Annotated in this window: 15 protein-coding genes; 9 read left to right on the forward strand and 6 right to left on the reverse strand. The window is 68.9% G+C overall.

Features of this window, described 5'->3' with window-relative positions; translation table 11 throughout:
• The first annotated feature begins 22 nt into the window (after positions 1 to 22).
• From ACE3RX_RS03990 to ACE3RX_RS04025, 8 genes are all read left to right on the forward strand, one after another.
• Positions 23 to 700, forward strand: a complete 678-nt coding sequence (locus tag ACE3RX_RS03990) for a CerR family C-terminal domain-containing protein (protein WP_374480551.1) — start codon at positions 23 to 25, stop codon at positions 698 to 700.
• Positions 697 to 2151 carry an efflux transporter outer membrane subunit gene (locus tag ACE3RX_RS03995; RefSeq protein WP_374480553.1) on the forward strand — a complete coding sequence of 485 codons (1455 nt, stop codon included), beginning with the start codon at positions 697 to 699 and terminating at the stop codon, positions 2149 to 2151. Before ACE3RX_RS03990 ends, ACE3RX_RS03995 begins: the two co-directional genes overlap by 4 nt.
• The gene (locus ACE3RX_RS04000; protein WP_374480555.1) at positions 2148 to 3284 is read left to right on the forward strand and encodes an efflux RND transporter periplasmic adaptor subunit; all 1137 of its coding nucleotides are present in this window, start codon (positions 2148 to 2150) and stop codon (positions 3282 to 3284) included. Before ACE3RX_RS03995 ends, ACE3RX_RS04000 begins: the two co-directional genes overlap by 4 nt.
• Positions 3285 to 3294: 10 nt before the next feature.
• On the forward strand, positions 3295 to 6378 hold the full coding sequence (locus tag ACE3RX_RS04005) for an efflux RND transporter permease subunit (RefSeq protein WP_374480557.1): 3084 nt from the start codon (positions 3295 to 3297) through the stop codon (positions 6376 to 6378).
• 108 nt (positions 6379 to 6486) lie between these two features.
• Entirely contained in the window at positions 6487 to 6795 is a 309-nt protein-coding gene (locus ACE3RX_RS04010; protein ID WP_374480559.1) for a YqjD family protein, read from the forward strand.
• A gap of 12 nt (positions 6796 to 6807) precedes the next feature.
• On the forward strand, positions 6808 to 7191 hold the full coding sequence (locus ACE3RX_RS04015) for a phage holin family protein (RefSeq protein WP_374480561.1): 384 nt from the start codon (positions 6808 to 6810) through the stop codon (positions 7189 to 7191).
• Entirely contained in the window at positions 7188 to 7472 is a 285-nt protein-coding gene (locus ACE3RX_RS04020) for a YqjK-like family protein (RefSeq protein WP_374480563.1), read from the forward strand. The genes ACE3RX_RS04015 and ACE3RX_RS04020 overlap by 4 nt, the downstream gene beginning before the upstream one ends.
• 17 nt (positions 7473 to 7489) lie before the next feature.
• Positions 7490 to 8053 carry a hypoxanthine-guanine phosphoribosyltransferase gene (locus ACE3RX_RS04025; protein WP_374480565.1) on the forward strand — a complete coding sequence of 188 codons (564 nt, stop codon included), beginning with the start codon at positions 7490 to 7492 and terminating at the stop codon, positions 8051 to 8053.
• An 8-nt stretch (positions 8054 to 8061) separates the two neighbouring features.
• On the opposite strand, the gene ACE3RX_RS04030 is transcribed toward ACE3RX_RS04025, so the two are convergent.
• The gene (locus ACE3RX_RS04030) at positions 8062 to 8496 is read right to left on the reverse strand and encodes a MarR family winged helix-turn-helix transcriptional regulator (RefSeq protein WP_374480567.1); all 435 of its coding nucleotides are present in this window, start codon (positions 8494 to 8496) and stop codon (positions 8062 to 8064) included.
• 73 nt (positions 8497 to 8569) lie between these two features.
• Between ACE3RX_RS04030 and ACE3RX_RS04035 the strand changes: the two genes are divergently transcribed.
• Positions 8570 to 9733, forward strand: coding sequence for a PLP-dependent aminotransferase family protein (locus ACE3RX_RS04035; RefSeq protein WP_374480569.1), 1164 nt, complete (start codon positions 8570 to 8572; stop codon positions 9731 to 9733).
• Positions 9734 to 9741: 8 nt separating this feature from the next.
• Here the strand turns inward: ACE3RX_RS04035 and ACE3RX_RS04040 are convergent, their stop codons facing one another.
• The 5 genes from ACE3RX_RS04040 to ACE3RX_RS04060 form a co-directional block, all read right to left on the reverse strand.
• On the reverse strand, positions 9742 to 11034 hold the full coding sequence (locus tag ACE3RX_RS04040) for a cobyrinate a,c-diamide synthase (RefSeq protein WP_374480571.1): 1293 nt from the start codon (positions 11032 to 11034) through the stop codon (positions 9742 to 9744).
• Positions 11031 to 11822 (reverse strand): uroporphyrinogen-III C-methyltransferase, encoded by a 792-nt coding sequence (gene cobA, locus ACE3RX_RS04045; protein ID WP_374480573.1) that lies wholly within the window; start codon positions 11820 to 11822, stop codon positions 11031 to 11033. The genes ACE3RX_RS04040 and cobA overlap by 4 nt, the downstream gene beginning before the upstream one ends.
• A gap of 24 nt (positions 11823 to 11846) precedes the next feature.
• Positions 11847 to 13874, reverse strand: coding sequence for an SAM-dependent methyltransferase (locus tag ACE3RX_RS04050; RefSeq protein WP_374480575.1), 2028 nt, complete (start codon positions 13872 to 13874; stop codon positions 11847 to 11849).
• Between the two features lie 213 nt (positions 13875 to 14087).
• The gene (locus ACE3RX_RS04055; RefSeq protein WP_374480577.1) at positions 14088 to 17966 is read right to left on the reverse strand and encodes a DUF3683 domain-containing protein; all 3879 of its coding nucleotides are present in this window, start codon (positions 17964 to 17966) and stop codon (positions 14088 to 14090) included.
• Between the two features lie 199 nt (positions 17967 to 18165).
• Complete coding sequence (locus tag ACE3RX_RS04060; RefSeq protein WP_374480579.1) at positions 18166 to 19158, reverse strand: SGNH/GDSL hydrolase family protein; 993 nt, start codon at positions 19156 to 19158, stop codon at positions 18166 to 18168.
• Positions 19159 to 19255 lie beyond the last annotated feature (97 nt).

Here is a 19255-nt window from a genome sequence, read left to right on the forward strand (position 1 = left end):
CGGCTCCCGGCGCGTGCGCGCCATGACCGCCACCTCCGTCCACCAGCCGACCCGCGCCGACGGCATCCTGGCTCGCCGCCGCCTGCTGGAAGCCGCGCTGCCGCTGTTCGCCGCCAAGGGCTATCAACAGACCTCGACCCGCGAGATCGCTGACGCCGCCGACGCCAACCTGGCCGCCATCAACTACTACTTCGGCGACAAGGCCGGCCTCTACCGGGCCGTGTTCAGCGAATCCCTGTGCGCCGACACCAAGTCCACGCCCCCCCTCGGCGACGCCGTCGATCAGCCGCTGGCGCTTGTCCTGGCTGCCTTCTTCCACGATTTCCTGGCTCCATTGAAGAACGGCGCGCCAGTGGACCTGGTGATGCGCCTGCACTTCCGCGAACTGCTCGATCCCAGCGGCGTCCTCGGGCACGACTACGACGCGGAGCTGGCCGCCCTCTACACCGGCCTCACCGGCCTGCTGACCCAACACCTGGGCCTCGCCGGCATGGACACCGACATCCAGCGCCTGGCTCACTCCATCATCGGCCTGGCGCTGCCCTACTACGTCGCCCGCGACCTGATCGACCGGGTCAGCCCCGCACTGCTGGCCGATGCGGCCGCCGTCGACACGCTCGCCGACCGGCTCGCCGGCTGCGCCCTGGCGATGATCACCAACGAACAACAACGCCGCCGCCAGGCAGGGAGCAACCCATGAACCTGCGCCAGCACACCGCCGCCGCGCTGCTTGCCCTGCTCGGCCTGTCCGCCTGCGGCGTGCTGCCGCGCGTCGGCCCCGACTACCAGACGCCTGCAATACCCGCCCCCGCCGGCTGGCAGGCCCCGCAGCCCCACAACGGCCAGATCGCCGAACTCACCGACTGGTGGCGGCGCCTCGACGACCCACTGCTGCCCGAGCTGATCGACGCCGCCGAACGGGAAAGCGCCAGCCTCGCCCAGGCCCGCGCGCGCATCGCCCAGGCCCGCGCCTCGGCCGTAGCAGCGGACGTCGCCGGCCTGCCCACCGTCGATGGCAGCATCGCCGCCAAGCGCGCCGCCTTCACCTTCGGCGCCCCAACCACCTTCCAGACCACCCGCCAGGCCTCTGTGATGGCCAACTGGGAGATCGACCTGTTCGGCGGCCTGGCCCGTGACCAACAAGGTGCCGAAGCCCGCCTCGCGGCCAGCGCCGCCCGCTGGCACGCCGCCCGCGTGTCGGTCGCCGCCGAAACCGCCGACGCCTACCTGCAGCTGCGCTACCAAGAACGCCGCCTGGCCCAGGCTGAAGCCGACGCCGCCTCCCGCGCCGCCACCTTCGAACTCACCCGCAAGCTCGGCAGTGCCGGCTTCAACGCCCCCGCCGACGTGGCCCTCGCCAGCGCCAGCGCCGCCGACGGCGCCGCCACGGTGGCCGACCTGCGCGCCGCCCGCGACCGCCAGATCAAGGCCCTGGTCGCCCTCACCGGGCTCGACGAGGCCGGTCTGCGCCAACGTCTCGCCAGTGCCAGCGGGCGCTTCCCGACCCCTGCTGCCTTCGCCATCGATGCGCTACCGGCCCGCCTGCTCGCCCAGCGCCCCGACGTGGCCGCCACGGAACGGGATCTCGCCGCCGCCAGCGCGGCCATCGGCAGCGCCGCCGCCGACCGTTATCCGCGCCTGACCCTGGCCGGCTTCTTCACCCCGCTGCGCCTCAACACCAATGGCCAGCGCAGCTCCGCCACAACCTGGTCGATCAGCCCTACGCTGGCCATGCCGCTGTTCGACGGTGGCCGCGTTGCCGCCAACGTGGACGCTGCCCGCGCCGACTACGCCGCCGCCGAAGCCGCCTACCGCCAGGCCGTGCGCAACGCGGTCAGCGAAGTCGAACAAGCCCTCGTGCGCCTCGACGCCGCCGCCACCCGCGAGGCGGACGTACGCCGCGCTGCCGCCGGCTACCGCCAGGCCTACAGCGCCACCGAAGCCCGCCAGCGCGCCGGCTTCGCCAGCCTGCTCGAACTCGAAGACTCCCGCCGCACCCTGCTCGCCGCCGACACCGCAGTGGCCGGGTGGGAGCAGGAACGAGCCTCCGCGTGGATCGCCCTGTACCGGGCCATCGGCGGCGGCTGGTCCGCCACCGACACCGCCGCCCCCCAAGCCCCTCAAGCCCCCTCCCCGGACGACGCCCGATGATGTCCCTCCGCGCCCCCCTCATGGCCAGCCTGCTGGCCGGCCTGCTGACCGCCTGCTCCTCGGAAGCCCCGCCGCCCGAAGCGGCCAAACCCGCTGCCGGGCCTGCCAAGCCGGCCCTCGCCGTCACCACCGTCAGCCCGGAAGGCCGTGAGCTGCCCCGCGGCTTGGTCGCCAACGGCAGCGTCGCCGCCTGGCAGGAAGCCTCCATCGGCGCCGAATCCGGCGGCCTCCGTCTCGCCGACGTGAAGGTCAATGTGGGCAGCCCGGTCAAGCGCGGCGAACTGCTCGCCGAATTCGCCGCCGACGTGCCCCTCGCCGAAGAGGCCCAGGCCCGCGCCAGCCTCGCCGAAGCGGAAGCCACGCTACAAGAAGCCCGCGCCAACGCGGCCCGGGCCCGCTCGGTGGAAGCCAGCGGCGGCCTCAGCCCCCAGCAGATCCAGCAATACCTGACCGCCGAGGCCACTGCCGACGCGCGACGCCAGGCCGCCCGCGCCAGTCTTGCCAGTGCCGAGCTGCGCGTGCGCCACACCCGCGTGGTGGCCAGCGACGACGGCGTGATCTCCTTCCGCGCCGCCGGCGCCACCGTCGGCGCGGTGGTGCCCCAGGGCCAGGAGCTGTTCCGCCTGATCCGCCGGCAGCGCCTCGAATGGCGAGCCGAAGTCCCGGCCGCTGAACTGGCCCGCGTCCGTGTCGGCCAGCCGGTACAACTCACCGCACCCGGCGGCGAGCGGGTCACGGGCACGGTGCGCACGCTGGCCCCCACCGTCGATGTGCAGAGCCGCAACGCGCTGGTCTATGTGGACCTGCCGGCCGCCGCTGGCAAGGGCGTCAGCGCCCCGTTCAAGGCCGGCATGTTCGCCCGCGGCGAGTTCACGCTGGCCGCCAGCCGCGGCCTGACCCTGCCGCGCCAGGCGGTGGCACTGCGCGACGGCTTCAACTACGTGTTCCGCATCGGCGACGGCAACCGCGTCGTACAGACCAAGGTCGAGGTCGGTCGGCGTGACGGCGAACGCGTCGAGATCCTCTCCGGCCTGCCCGCAGACGCGCGGGTGGTGGCCAGCGGCGCCGGCTTCCTCGACGACGGCGACCTGGTCCAGGTGACGGCCCCCGCCCCCCAGGCCCCGAGCAAGTGAGCGGCACGCCATGAACTTTTCCGCCCTGTCGATCCGCAACCCGGTCCCGGCGATCCTGCTCTTCATCCTGCTCAGCCTGGCCGGCCTGCTGGCCTTCAAGAGCACCGGCGTGCAGGACTTTCCGGACATTGAGCTGCCGGTGGTCACCGTCAAAGCCAGCCTGCCCGGGGCCGCCCCCGGCACGCTGGAGACCGAGGTCGCCCGCAAGCTCGAGAACAGCATCGCGACCCTCGCCCAGATCAAGCGCATGCACACCACCATCCTCGACGGCGAGGTCACGGTGGCCATCGAGTTCGAACTGGAGAAGAACGCCAACGAGGCCGAGACCGAGGTCCGCGCCGCGGTCAGCCGCGTACGCGCCGACCTGCCCGCCGACGTACGCGACCCGGTGGTGGCCAAGATCGTCACCGCGGGCAGGCCCCTCGGCGCATGGACGATCCGCGCCGACACCCACGACGAGGAATCCCTCAGCTGGCTGGTGGACGACACGGTCACCCGCCGCCTGCTGGCGGTCAAGGGCGTCGGCGCGGTGAAGCGCCTCGGCGGCGTCACCCGGGAGGTGCGCATCGAACTCGACGCCGAACGGATGGCCGCCCTCGGCGTCAGCGCTGCCGACGTGTCCCGCCAGCTGCGCCGCGCCCAGCAGGAGGCCCCCGGCGGCCGCGGCGACGTGGGCGGCGGCGAGCAGGCCGTACGCACCATCGCCACCGTGGCCAGTGCCCACGACCTGGGGGCCATCGACATCCCGCTGTCCGAAGGCCGCAGCGTGCGCCTGGATCGCATCGCCAGAATCACCGACACCATCGCCGAGCGCCGTTCCGTAGCTCTCTTCGACGGCAAACCGGTGGTCGGCTTCGAGGTCTCGCGCACCAAGGGCGCCAGCGAGATCACCGTCGCCGATGGCGTCGCCAAGGCCATCGCCGAACTGGAAGCCGCCCATCCCGGCGTGCATTTCGCCCACGCCTACAACAACGTCGCCCCGGTGCAGGAGAACTTCGACGGCTCCATGCAGCTCCTCTACGAGGGCGCATTGCTGGCGGTGCTGGTGGTCTGGTGGTTCCTGCGCGACTGGCGTGCCACCCTGGTCGCCGCGCTGGCCCTGCCCCTGTCGGTGATCCCCACCTTCCTCGGCATGGCCTGGTTCGGCTTCACCCTCAACACCGTCACGCTGCTGTCGCTGGCGCTGGTGGTCGGCATCCTGGTGGACGACGCGATCGTCGAGATCGAGAACATCGCCCGCCACCTGCGCATGGGCAAGACGCCGCTGCAGGCCGCCATGGAGGCCGCCGACGAGATCGGCATGGCGGTCATCGCCACCACCTTCGCACTGGTCGCGGTGTTCCTGCCCACCGCCTTCATGGCCGGCATCGCCGGCAAGTTCTTCAAGCAGTTCGGATGGACCGCGGTGCTGGCCATCCTCGCCTCCCTGGTCGTTGCCCGCCTGCTGACGCCGATGATGGCCGCCTACTTCCTGAAGCCAGTGGCCCACGGCGAGGTGCCGGAGCGCCGCCTGATGCGCAGCTACATGACGGCGATGGAGTGGTGCCTGCGCCACCGCTTCCTGACCCTGCTCGGCGCGATCGCCTTCCTGGTCGGCTCGGTAATGCTGATCCCGCTGCTGCCGACCGGCTTCGTGCCGCCTGCCGACCGCGCCCAGACTCTGGTCAATGTGGAGCTGCCGCCCGGCAGCACGCTGAAGGAAACCTGGACCGCCGCCGAACAGGCCCGCCAAGCCCTAGCCGTGATGCCCGACGTGAAGGCCGTGCTCAGCTCGGTAGGCGGCGGCGCGGCCGGCGACGGCTTCAACCCTGGTGCCGCCGCTGAGGTTCGCCGCGCCGTGCTCACCGTGACTCTCAGCCACCGTACCCATCGCCATCGCAACCAGCAGGCCGTTGAGATGGAGATGCGCCAGCGCCTCGCCGTGCTGCCCGGCATGCGCATCACCGTCGGCCCGGCCGACTCGGGCGTCAAGATGCTGCTGGTGCTGAAGAGCGACGACCCGGCCACGCTGGCCATCGCAGCCCAAGCCGCCACCCGCGACCTGCGCACGCTCCAGGGCATTGGCAACATCACCTCCAGCGCCAGCCTGGTGCGCCCGGAAGTGGTGATCCGCCCCGACTTCGCCCGCGCCGCCGACCTGGGCGTGACCGCCGAGGCCATCGCCGACACGATCCGCATCGCCACCGCCGGCGACTACGACGTCGGCCTCGCCAAGCTCAACCTGGAACGCCGCCAGGTGCCAATCCGCGTGCGCCTGCCGGATGCCGAGCGGGCCGACCTGGCCGCCATCGGCCGCCTGCAGGTGCCCGGCCGGAACGGCCCGGTATTCCTCGCCAACGTGGCGGACATCGCGATGGACAGCGGCCCGGCCCAGGTGAACCGCCTCGACCGCAGCCGCAACGTGACCCTCGAAGTGGAACTGGGCCAACGCGAACTCGGCTCGGTTTACCAGGAAGCCCTGGCCCTGCCCGGCTTGGCCAAGCTGCCGCCCGGCGTGACGCTGGCCGATTCCGGCGACACCGAAGTCATGCAGGAACTGTTCGGCAGCTTCGGGCTGGCGATGGGTATCGGCGTGCTATGCATCTACATGGTGCTGGTGCTGCTGTTTGGCGGCTTCACCCAGCCGGTGACCATACTGGCGGCCCTGCCGCTGGCCATCGGCGGCGCCTTCGTGGCGCTGCTGGTCACCCACAACAGCTTCTCGATGCCGTCCCTGATCGGCCTCCTGATGCTGATGGGCATCGTCACCAAAAACTCCATCCTGCTCGTCGAATACGCCATCGAGGCCCGTCACGGCCGCGGCGGCACACCGCTCAGCCGTCACGACGCGCTGGTGGACGCCTGCCGCAAGCGTGCCCGCCCGATCGTCATGACCTCGCTGGCGATGGGCGCCGGCATGCTGCCGATCGCCCTCGGCCTCGGCGCCGACCCGAGCTTCCGCGCGCCGATGGCCACCGCGGTGATCGGCGGCCTGATCAGCTCGACGCTGCTGAGCCTGCTGGTGGTGCCCGCGGTGTATACCTACGTGGACGACATCGAAGGCTGGCTGGCCCGCATCCTGCGCCGCTCCGCGCCCGCCTCCCAGCCAGAATGAATTGCCACGGACTTCGATTGGGATTAGCCTAAGTCGGGAACAAGTGGCGACAACAAACCTCCAACCCGCTTACCAATCTTCGATAACGCCATTCATTGGGAGAAAACCATGAGCGACGCACAAGTGACCAAAGACAAACTCGTCTCCGACTTCAAGGCCGTGGTGGCCGACACTGAAGAGTTGCTCAAGCTGACCGCCGGCCAGGCCGGCGACAAGGTCGCGGATGTCCGCGCCCGCCTCGGCGACAAGCTGACCAGCGCCAAGTACAAGCTGCAGGACCTGGAAGCTGCGGTCGTGCAGAAGACCAAGGCTGCCGCCCGCGCCACCGACGACTATGTGCATGACAACCCCTGGAAGGCCGTCGGCGTCGCCGCCGGCGTCGGCTTCCTGCTGGGCCTGCTGGTCAATCGCCGCTAAACCCGGTTGCGCATGAGCGATTCCGCGCCCTCGCGCCTCGGCGAGTCCCTGAAGGGCCTCGCCGATTCGGGTCTGGCCACCGTCCAGACCCGTCTCGAACTCTTCGCGGTCGAGCTGAAGGAAGAGAAGCTGCGCGCCGGCAGCTTTCTTTTCGACACCGTGCTCGCCGCGCTCTTCATCGGCTTCGGCTTCGTCTTCCTGCTGGCTTTCCTGACCGTGCTGTTCTGGGACAGCCACCGCCTGCTGTCCCTCGGCCTCGCCACCACCGGGCTGTTCGCCGCCGGCGTGTGGGCCGCCACCCGGGCTGCCGCGCGGCTGCGAGCGGGCTCGCGCCTGTTCGCCTCCAGCCTGGCCGAACTGGCCCAGGATCGGGAAGCCCTGCGGCCGAAAGAATGAATCCCGAACTCGTCGAACTCGCGCTGCGCAAGCAGCGCCTGCAGATCCGCTGCAGCGAACAGCGCGATGCGCTGATCCACCATGCCCAGGCCTTCGCCCCGGTACTGCACAGCGTCGACCGCATCGGCGACGGCCTGCGCTGGGCCCGCCACAATGCCCCCTTGCTGAGCGGCATCGCGGTGTTCGCGCTGGTCGTCCGACCCCGTGCGGCAATCCGCTGGGCACGCCGCGGCTGGCTCGGCTGGCAGCTGCTGCGCCGCGTCCGCAACCTGATTCCCTGACTTCCACCGCAATCGCCATGACCACCACCGTCGACCTCGAGGAAATCCGCCGGGCCCGCGAAGAAGCCGACTGCCTGTGCACACCGGCCGAAGTGGACGCCGCCCTCAATCAGCTCGCCGCCGACATCACCGTCCGCCTGCAGGACAAGAACCCGTTGGTCTATGTGGTGATGAACGGCGGCCTGATCCTGGCCGGCCGCCTGCTGCCGCGCCTGCCCTTCCCGCTGGAACTGGCCTACCTGCACGCCACCCGCTACGGCCACGCACTGCAGGGCACCCTACTCGACTGGCGCGTGCGGCCGACCCAGGACCTGCGCGACCGCACGGTGCTGGTGCTCGACGACATCCTCGACGAAGGCCACACGCTGGCCGCGATCATCGACTACCTGAAGCAGGAAGGCGCCCGCGAAGTCCATTCGGCAGTGCTGGTGCACAAGGTCCACGACCGCAAGGCCTACCCCGGCATGCGCGCCGACTTCACCGGCCTTGACGTGGCCGACCGCTTCCTGTTCGGCGGCGGCATGGACTACAAAGGCTACTGGCGCAACGCGCCGGGCATCTACGCGCTGAAGGGTCACTGAACCCCGCCTCAGCTCCCCTTCACCAGCGCCGCCATCGCGCGGCGCCAGCCGTCGGCAGCCTCCGGGCCAGCCGCGGCAAAGACCTTCTCCAGCATCTCCATCTGCGTTCCTGATAGCTGCGCCTCCAGTGCCGCCCCTTCGGCGGTGAGCTGCAGACGCTTCACGCGCCGGTCGTTGTCGGCCGCCGCGGTCCCCACCAGGCCATCGTCCACCAGCTGGCGCAGCGGCGCATGCAGCGCCTGCTTGCTGACGCCCAAGGTGGTCAGCAAGGCATTCACGGCAATCCCCGGATTGCGCCCGACGAAATACAGGATGCGGTGATGCACGCGGCCGAGGCCGCGCTGCGCCAGGATATCGTCCGGCGGCGTGGTGAAGGCCCGGTAGGCGAAATAGAACAGTTCGATGGCCTCGCGGAGCTCGGCCTGGCGATTTAGGTCAATCATGTTGACATTATTCCGGAAGAAGCTCAGGATTTATAGGTCAATATTATTGACTTAATTCTTTCTGGAGACTTCCATGCCGACTACCCCCTCCCCGCGCCTGCCGACCTCCCTTTCCGCCCGCGTGCACGATCTGCACCCGTCGCCGATCCGGGAGATCCTGGCCGTCGTAGGGCGCCCCGGCATGATCTCCTTCGCCGGCGGGCTGCCAGCCGCCGAGACCTTTCCCGAACTCGGTCTCGCCGCGCCTGCCGAGGCCCTGCAATACGGTCCCACCGAGGGTGATCCGCAGCTGCGCGCGCGCATCGCTGAAGAACTCAGCCGCCGTGGCCTCGACTGCGGCCCTGAGCGCATCCTCGTCCTGTCCGGCTCCCAACAGGGTATCGACCTGGTCGGCAAGCTGTTCGTCGATGCGGGCACGCCGGTGGCCGTCGAATCGCCCACTTATCTCGCTGCACTGCAGGTGTTCCGCTTTTTCGGCGCGCGCTTCGTGCCTTTCACGGCAACCGACGTGAGCACCGCGGCCTTCCGTGCCAGCCGACCGGCGCTGGCCTATGCCATCCCGACCTTCCAGAACCCTACCGGGTATTGCTACAGCGCCGCCGAACGGCAGGCGCTCGCCACGGCCTGCGGCGAAGCTGGCGTGCCGCTGTTCGAGGACGATCCGTATCGCGACCTGGTTTACGACGCCTGCGAACGGCGCCCGGTGTGCGCATCGCTGACGGACAGCCCGTGGATCTACCAGGGCTCCTTCTCGAAGAGCCTGGCGCCGGGCCTGCGCCTCGGCTTCCTGGCTGCCTCCGCAGACCTGTTCCCCTATCTGGTGCGCCTCAAGCAGGCCGCCGACCTGCACAGCAACCGCCTCAGCCAATGGCTCGTGCTGCAGCAGCTGGAATCGCCGACGCGGGCCGAGCGCCTCGCCGGGCTGGCCGATTTCTACCGCCACAAGCGCGACCTGTTTGCAGCCGCGCTGGAACGCCATTTCGGCGCCCTGGCGAGTTGGAGCGTGCCCAAGGGCGGCTTGTTCTTCTGGCTACAGCTGAAACGCCGCATCGACACCCGCAAGCTGCTGCCGCTGGCCATCGAGGAGGGCATCGCCTTCATGCCCGGTGAGGCCTTCTACCCGGATGCGCCGGAGGCCACCGGCACACTGCGCCTCAACTTCAGCCACGCCAGCGAGGATGAGATCGACCACGGACTGGCCCGGCTGGCAGCGCTGATCGCCCGCCAGCCGGCCTGACAAGGCAGTCAGGCGCCGAACAGTGCGGCGACAGCAGCCGGATTGGACGGGAAGTAGAAATGCACGTAGGAGGCGGTCACCCGGCCCAGCCGGAAGATCGCCTCGCCGTCCTTGCCCCCGCGCAGGCTGCTGGCGCGGGTCAGGGGTTGCAATGGCGTCTCGCTCTTCGAGTAATGGAAGGTGTGGCCGGTGAGCCGTCCCTCCGGCAGCTCCGCCACCTGCGTGCCGAGGGCCGCCAGCCGCGCCTGCATGCGCGTGTGGCCGGGCAGCACGGCAGAACCGGGGAAGGTCGCACCTTCCTTGTCGGTGATGGTCTCGAACAGGCTCATCATGCCGCCACATTCGGCCAGCAGCGGCTTGCCGGCCGCCACGTGGGCATGCAGATCAGCCTGCCAGCGCGCATTGGCGGCCAGCGCCTCGGCGTGCAGTTCGGGATAACCGCCAGGCAGCCACAGCGCGTCGCAATCCGGCAAGGCATCGCCGGCCAGCGGCGAAAAGAAGCTGACCTCGGCGCCGAGTTCGGCCAGCGTATCCAGGTTGGCCGGGTAAATGAAGCCGAAGGCCGCGTCGCGGGCCACGGCGACGCGCCGGCCGCGCAGGGCTGCGTCCACCGGCGGACGCTCGACCGCCGGAAAACTCACCGGCGGCGGCAGGTCCGCCGCGCCAGTGCGTGCCAGATGATCGGCCAGGCGATCGAGACGTTCGCCCAGATCGACGATCTCGGCCGCCTGCAGCAGGCCCAGGTGGCGTTCCGGCAGCGCCGCGTCGGCATCCCGCGGCAACGCACCGTACCAGGCGATGCCGGGCCCCAGGCTGTCCTGCAACAGCTTGGCGTGGCCCTCGCTGCCTACGTGGTTGGCCAGCACGCCGGAGAACGGCAGGTCCGGCTGCCAGGTGGCGAGGCCATGCACCAGCGCGCCGAAAGTCTGCGCCATGGCCTTGGCATCGATCACCGCCATCACTGGGATACCGAAGCGGCGCGCGATATCGGCGCCGGACGGCGCGCCGTCGAAGAGGCCCATGACCCCCTCGACGAGGATCAGGTCAGCATCCTGCGCAGCCGCATGCAAACGCCAGGCGGCGTCTTCGGCACCGCACATGCCCAGGTCCAGGTTGTACACCGGCGCCCCGCTGGCCACCGCGTGGATCTGTGGATCGAGGAAGTCCGGGCCGCACTTGAACACCCTGACCTTGCGCCCCTGACGGGTGTGCAGGCGGGCCAACGCCGCGGTGACGGTGGTCTTGCCCTGGCCGGAGGCCTGGGCCGCGACGAACAGGGCGGGACAGGTGGCCGCGCTCATTCTTTCCCCTCCGGGTGGAACCAGGCCAGGCGCGACTGCAGGCTGACAACGTCGCCGACAATGGTCAGGGCCGGCGGGGTGATGCCGGCCGCCTTCACAGCCTCGGCCAGATTGGCCAGGTCGGAGGTCACCACCCGCTGGGCCTTGGTCGTGCCGCGCCGCACCACCGCCGCCGGCGTCGTGGCGGCCAGGCCGTGAGCAACCAGCTGGGCGCAGATCGTCGCCAGCTGGGTGATACCCATGTAGAACACCAGGGTCTGCTTGGGGCGGGCCAGCATGTCCCAGTCCAGGTCCACCGAACCATCCTTCAGGTGGCCGGTGACGAAGATGCACGATTGGGCGAAATCCCGGTGGGTCAGCGGAATGCCGGCGTAAGCGCCAATGCCGGCCGCCGCGGTGATGCCGGGAATCACCTCGAAGGGTACGCCGGCCTTCACCAGCTCCTCCACTTCCTCACCGCCACGTCCGAAGATGAACGGGTCACCACCCTTCAGGCGTACGACGCGCTTGCCTTCCTGGGCCAGGCGCACCAACAGCGCATTGATGCCTTCTTGAGGCAGCGAATGGTTGGAGGCCTTCTTGCCCACGTAGATGCGTTCGATGGCGGCTGGCACGCAGTCGAGCACCTCCTTGCTGACGAGGTTGTCGTAGACCAGCACGTCCGCCTCTAGCAGCAGGCGGAAAGCGCGCAGCGTCAGCAGTTCCGGATCGCCGGGGCCGGCGCCAACCAGGTAAACCCAGCCCGGCTTGGCCGGGGAACGTTCGCGGGGAAGAGAGGCAGCAGGCACGTCAGCGCTCCACGGTCGAAAGTTTCAGGATAGAGCGGGCTTGCGCCACAAGGCCAGGCGCACCGGCGCGCTGGGCGTGAAGCGCAGGCGCCCGGCCACCGTCTCGCCGCGGGACAGGCTCAGTTCCTGCCAGGCTTCGGCGGGCACCTGGGCGGCGAAGGCCAGCAGGTCGCCGCGGGCCTGGTCGTCCTCGGCACTGGCCACCAGGCGTCCGCCCGGCGCAAGGCGCGCCCACGCGGCGGCCAGCCAGTCGCCGAGGCCCGCCGCACCACGGATGAACACGGCCTCCGGGGCCGGCCATTCGCGGCACCGCAGCGGCGACGCATTGCCCACCGCGGACAGGTTGTCACCCACCCCGGCCAGCGGAATGTTCATGCCCAACAGGCTGGGCTCCATCCCCACCGCGCGCACCCGCGCCGTCGGCACCGCCCGCGCCCATTCGAGCGCCAGGCTGGCTTCGCCGTCGGAGATCACCCAGCCGTTTTCCCACGCCGCCGGCTGCAGCCAGGCCAGTGCCAGCGTGCGCACGGCCAGCGGCAACGCGTCGGGCGCCCCTTCGCCAAGCGCCGCGTCGGACAGGCCCGGCAGCTCGGCGAACAGTCCGCTCGACGGACCGGTCGCGACAATCAGCACCGCCCGCGGGTCGAAAGCTTCGCGCAGTTCGACCAGTTCCGACGCCAGCCAGGCCCGCGCCTGGAGCTGGCCGGAGAAGAATTCGCAGACCCACACCCGTGCACCGGCAAAGCCGCTGTCCAGCAGCAGGCGCGCCACCGCCACCGGCGTCGCGGCATCGGCGATCGGCAGGGCCAGCAACCGATGGGCACGCAGCTGGCCGCGCAACGTCGCCAGCGGCGCCCGGCGCAGGTCCACCACCGACACGATCTCCGCCGACAGGCCCAGCGCGGCGCAGGCCGCCTGCACGCGTCCGACACCGGGCAACACGCGCACATGAGCCGGGCCAAGTTCGGCCAACAGCTCGGCGGCAGGGCCGTCGCCAGCGCCATCACCGGTCACCACCAGCACGCTGCCCGCATGGCCGATCGCCCGCAGGTCCACGTGGGCTGACTCGGCGGCACACAACTGCTGCGGCACATTCAATTCGAGTCCGGCCAGGCGGTCCAGTGCATCGGCAGTACCCAGCACGATCCGCGCATTGCGCAGCGCCACCAACGCGTCGGCAGACAGCACCGGCGGCACGTCGAGACCCAAGCTGACGATGGTCAGCGGGGCTGGCTCGGCGGCGGCGGCTTCTGCTACAGACTCGCCTTCGGTGACCATCGACGATTCGACGGCATCGGAAACCGCGTCGACGGGAGCACCGCTGGGCGCTTCGCGCTCCACCTCGGCAAGCGTCTCCGCTACCGCAGGGAAGGCCTCGGCGGCCTCGTCTTCGCTCGACGCTTCGCCAGCCTTGCTGTCACGGCGCTCACCCTGGCCGTTCCGTTCGCCACGGCCACGCCGGCGCTTGCGCTTGCGCCGCGGACCGGCAGGCGTGTCCACTTCTTCACTGTCGGCTGGCGACTGGGACGTCTCATCCTCCAGGCCCCCCCCATCGGCGGCAACTGCCTGCTCGACAGAGGCGTCCGACAGCACCGGTTCAAGTGCAAGCACCTCTGGTACCGGCTCGGCCTCGACAGGTTGCGGCTGCTCCACCGGCATCACGACCTCGACCGGCACAGCTTCAGGTTCGGGTACTGCATGCGCTTCCACGACGGGCGGTTCAGCAGCAGGCACCGGTTCGACCGCCAGCGGTGCAACATCGACCGCCGCGTCAACCGCCGCAAAAAGGTCGGCGGTCGTCTCGACGACAACCGGCGCCTCGGCCTTCGGCTTGCGCGGTGCGCGCTTCGCTCGGGGCTTGGCCGGTTTCTTGGCGGCGGGCACTTCAGCGGCTTCCCCAACGATAGGAACCACCTCGACAGCGGGGGCTTCAGCCACGACTTCGGCTTTCTTGCGCGAGGTCCGGGCCGGGGCCTTGCGGCGGGCCGGCTTGGCGGGCACCTCCGCGTCCGCCGGCACAGCCGGCGGAACCAAATTCTGTTCTTCGCTCATGTTCTGGCGGCCATGCCCATGCACGACCGGAAAAACGGGGGACGCAGGATAGCACGAAGCCTTTTGCGGCCGCGGACAAGGGCAGGATCAAGCGCCTCCTGCCTACCCCACTCAAGCCGTAGTGAGGGCCAATGAGAGTCTCCACAGAATAGATTTCAGACGTGACAAGGCCCGCTTGCGCGGGCCTTGTAGTTTCAGTGGAGCGAAAACTACTTACAGCAGCACGCGCTCGATGCCGCCGCTGTTGGCCTTGGCCACGTAGTCGGCCATCCAGTTCTCGCCGAGGATGTGCTTGGCCATCTCGACGACGATGTAGTCGGCGTCCACGCCGCCGGCATCGTTGGCGTAGCGCGACAGGCCCTGCAGGCAGCTCGGGCAGGAGGTCAGGATCTTCACCTGGGCGGTGGCGTCAGCGCCGCGCAGCTTCTCGGCGCCCTTCTCGATCTCTTCCTGCTTGCGGAAACGCACCTGCGTCGAGATGTCCGGGCGGGACACCGCCAGCGTGCCGGATTCACCGCAGCAGCGGTCGGACAGGTCGACCCGCGTCCCCATCAGCTCGTTGGCCACCTTGATACCGGAATGGACCTTCATCGGGGTGTGGCAGGGCTCGTGGTACATGTAGCGAGTACCGGTGATGCCGTCGAGCTTGAGGCCCTTCTCCATCAGGTACTCGTGGATGTCGAGCAGGCGGCAGCCCGGGAAGATCTTCTCGAATTGGTATTTCTGCAGCTGGTCCATGCAGGTGCCGCAGGACACGATCACCGTCTTGATGTCGAGGTAGTTGAGCGTGTTGGCGACCCGGTGGAACAGCACCCGGTTGTCGGTGGTGATCTGCTGGCCCTTCTCGTCCTCGCCAGCCGACGACTGCGGGTAGCCGCAGCACAGGTAGCCCGGCGGCAGCACGGTCGTGGCACCGACCTGGTAGAGCATGGCCTGGGTGGCCAGGCCAACCTGGCTGAACAGGCGCTCCGAACCACAGCCCGGGAAGTAGAACACCGCATCCGACTCATCGCGCTTGACCTGCGGGTTGCGGATCACCGGGACGATGGTGTCGTCCTCGATGTCCAGCAGCGCGCGGGACGTACGCTTGGGCAGGCCACCCGGCATCGGCTTGTTGATGAAGTGGATCACCTGGGCCTTGATGGTCGGCTTGCCGAGGGTTGCCGGCGGATGCTGGACCTGGTTCTGGATCAAGCCGAGGGACTTGCCGACGGCGTGGCCGAAGCGCTGGGCCTTGTAGCCGAGGCCGATCATGCCGGCGCGGATGGTCTTGATCGTCGCCGGATCGGTAGCGGTCAGGAAGGCCATCGCCGCAGCCTTGCCGGGGTTGAAGGACCGCTTGCCCTGCTCGCGCAGCAGGTTGCGCATCTTGATCGACACGTCACCGAAGTCGATGTCCACCGGACACGGCTTCTCGCACTTGTGGCACACCGTGCAATGGTCGGCCACGTCCTCGAACTCGGCCCAGTGCGCCAGCGACACGCCGCGGCGGGTCTGCTCCTCGTACAGGAAGGCCTCGATCAGCAGCGAGGTGCTGAGGATCTTGTTGCGCGGGCTGTACAGCAGGTTGGCGCGCGGCACGTGGGTGGAGCACACCGGCTTGCACTTGCCGCAGCGCAGGCAGTCCTTGATGTCGTGCGCGATGTCGCCGACGTCGGTCTGCTCCATGATGAGCGACTCGTGGCCCATCAGGTTGAAGCTGGGGGTGTAGGCGTTGTCGAGATTGCCGCCCTTCATCAGCTTGCCGCGGTTGAAGCGGCCTTCCGGGTCCACCTTCTTCTTGTAGGCCCAGAAGTTGGCCATCTCGTCGTCGCTGAGATAGTCGAGCTTGGTGATGCCGATGCCGTGCTCGCCGGAGATCACGCCATCCAGGCTGCGCGCCAGCGCCATGATGCGGTCGACCGCGCGGTTGGCGGTCTGCAGCATCTCGTAGTGGTCGGAGTTCACCGGGAGGTTGGTGTGCACGTTGCCGTCGCCGGCGTGCATGTGCAGCGCGACGAAGACGCGGCCGCGCAGCAGCTCGCGGTGGATGTCCTGGATGCGCGCCAGCACCGGCGCGAACACCGCGCCGTCGAAGCTGTTCTTCAGAAGCGGGCGCAGCTCCTTCTTCCACGACACGCGGATCGAGTAATCCTGCAGGCGGTGGAACAGGCGCGGGTTGTCGGCACGGTTGGTCAGCGGGCCAGCCTCGATGCCGAAGTCGGCGAACTGCGGCTCGGCTTCGGCCAGCGGCAGGTCGAGGTTGTCGAGCAGCCACTGCCAGCGCGCACGCACCGCGGCGATCTGCTCCAGCGCCGCCTGGCGGTGGTCGCCGATCAGCTCCTCCTTGGCGACATCGGCATCGCCGGCGTCGAGCGGCAGATCGCCCTGCAGGAAATCGGTGAGCGCGTCGCACAGGTCGATCTTGTTGCGGGTCGACAGCTCGATGTTGATGCGCTCGATGCCGTCGCAGTACTCGCCCATGCGCGGCAGCGGGATGACCACGTCCTCGTTGATCTTGAACGCGTTGGTGTGGCGCGAGATCGCCGCCGTCTTGCTGCGCTCGAGCCAGAAGCGCTTGCGCTGCTCGGGGCTGACGGCGATGAAGCCTTCGGCGCCGCGTGCGTTGGTCATGCGCACGACTTCGGAGGCGGCGGCCATCACCGCGTTCTCGTCGTGGCCGACGATGTCGCCGATCAGCACCATCTTGGGACGGCCATGGCGCTTGGCCTTGGTGGCGTAGCCCACCGCCTTCACGTAGCGCTCGTCGAGGTGCTCCAGGCCGGCCAGCAGCACGCCGGCGGCGTTGCCGGCACCGCCCGGCTTGAACCAGTCGGTGATCTCGACGATGGCCGGCACCGCCTCGCGCACCTGGCCGAAGAACTCCAGGCACACGGTGCGGGTGTGCGGCGGCATCTTGTGCAGCACCCAGCGCGCCGCGACGATGAGGCCGTCGGTGCCTTCCTTCTGCACGCCCGGCACGCCGCCGAGGAACTTGTCGGTGACGTCCTTGCCGAGGCCGTCCTTGCGGCAGGCAGCACCCGGCATCGTCAGGACTTCCTCGGACAGCAGCTTGTAGCTCTTGGCGTCGAAGCGCTTCAGGCGGAACTGGACGGTTTCCTGTTCGTGGATCTTGCCGAAGTTGTGGTTGAGGCGCTCCACCTCCAGCCAGTTGCCGTCCGGCGTGACCATCTTCCACCAGGCCAGGTTGTCCAGCGCGGTGCCCCACAGCACAGCCTTCTTGCCACCGGCGTTCATCGCGATGTTGCCGCCGATGCACGACGCGCTGGCCGAGGTCGGGTCCACCGCGAACACGCGGCCGGCCAGTGACGCAGCTTCCGACACCCGGTCGGTGACCACGCCAGCGCCAGTGCGGATGGTGGCGTAGGGTTCAGTGTGGCCAGGCAGCACCACGTCCTCGACGGGGCCCATGGAAATCAGCTTCTCGGTGTTGATGACCACCGACTTGGCGTCCAGCGGCACGGCGCCGCCGGTATAACCGGTGCCGCCTCCGCGCGGGATGATGGTCAGGCCGAGCTCGATGCAGCTCTTCACCAGCGGCGCCATCTCCTCCTCGGTGTCCGGGTAGAGGACCACGAAGGGGTACTCGACGCGCCAGTCGGTGGCGTCGGTCACGTGGGACACGCGAGCGTGGCCGTCGAAGCAGATGTTGTCCTTGCGGGTGTGGCGGGCCAGCTCGTGGCGCACCTTCTTGCGCAACTCGGCGGTGTCGTCGAACAGCTTGGCGAAGCGGTCCACCGCAGCGTTGGCGGCCTGCACCAGGCTCGCTACCTTCGCGCTGCGCTCCGGATCCTCGTCGCTGGATTCCTCGCGGCGCTTCTCCACCTCATGCAGGCGGTGACGCAAAGCGCCGATCAGCGCACCGAGGCGATCCCGGTTGCCGAGCAGATCGTCCTGCAGGTAGGGATTGCGCTGGACGACCCATACATCTCCCAGCACCTCGTAGAGCATCCGCGCAGAGCGGCCGGTGACACGCTCGGTTCGCAGGTCATCCAGCGTCCGCCAGGCCTCGGGGCCAAGCAGGCGAATGACGATCTCGCGATCCGAGAACGATGTGTAGTTGTAGGGAATTTCGCGCAGGCGTTGGGTCATGGAACACACCGGAACCGACAGGGGAACTGCCAATTGTATCCAATGGGAAGCAACGCAGGGGCGTCAAATCAATACCTTAACGCCCGTGGGGCCTTTTGCCAGCAGGTTTCCCGGTGGAACGGCCACCCCCGAAAAAGCACAAAGGCCAGTCCATCACGGCACTGGCCTCCGCACTCGTCGCGCCCGCCGGCGCCGGCTGTCAGCCGATCTGGCGGCCGCTGCGCCGGGTCGCCACCAACAGCACCACACCAATCCCCAGCAGCGCGACCGTGCCCGGTTCGGGGACACGCAGCGCCGCCAGCGCCAGCTCACCAGCACGGGCCTGGACGATCTGGGTCGGATGAATGTCGTCGGCGAACACCGAAGTGCTGCATGCCGGGGCGCCCGGCGCAAAGCACGGGTACACACCGTTACCGAGACCAAAACGCTGGCCGCCGGCCTTCGCGTCACCGACGACCTCGGTGAGCAGGCCGAACAGGTCGAGCTCGGCGATATTCACGGCGAACAGTTGGCCCAGGCTATCGAGGGTGGAGTCGAGCAAAGCGTCGTAGTACTTGCTGACCTCCGTCGCCACGGCGCCCTTGCCGCCAAGGTTCATCCGCGGCGTCAGGCCGAGGTCGGTGACGTTGGCGATCAGGAAATTCTGGGCACCGGCGCCAATCAGATACTGCAGCGAACTGGTCAGGTTCACCAGCAAGCTGTTGGCCACCGAATGGCGGTAATCATAATCGGCTTGCGCGGTTCCACCGTTGTTCGCCAAGGCGTCGAGCAGATCGTTGGAACCGATGCCGATCACGTACAAGGCCTTCGGGTCTGCCGCGCCGGCGTGTGCCGGAGCCCACTGGCCGAACACCTGGGCCAGCAGGCCGGTGCCGGGAGCCGCATGGCCATCCACGCCAGACAGAGCACCCGCCCAGGCATAGTTGTTGCCGCCCAACTGCGAAGCCTTGGAATCAGCAGCGAGGCCCAGGCCGGCAGCGACCCTCTCGGTCCACAGCGGCCCGTCGGAAAAACGCCCGTTGTAGTAGGGGGGAGGGGGGAAGGTCCCGCCGGTCACCTTGTAGACATTGCCGGTGTCCGACAGGCTGTCACCGAAGAAAAAGACATTGGAGTAGCTCGCCTCGGCGGCAAAGCCCGTCATCGTGAGGCACAGGGTGGCAAGGCCGCGGCACAGGCGGTTGGACCAGGACATGGGGTTCCCCTTCTTGATTCGACTTTTTGTTGGAAACCGGCTGTCGCGGGTGCATGCTGAACATAGCAACGGGCATATTCCCTTAGCGTTTTCCAGG

The sequence above is a fragment of the Zoogloea sp. genome, assembly GCF_041914405.1.
Lineage (GTDB): Bacteria > Pseudomonadota > Gammaproteobacteria > Burkholderiales > Rhodocyclaceae > Zoogloea.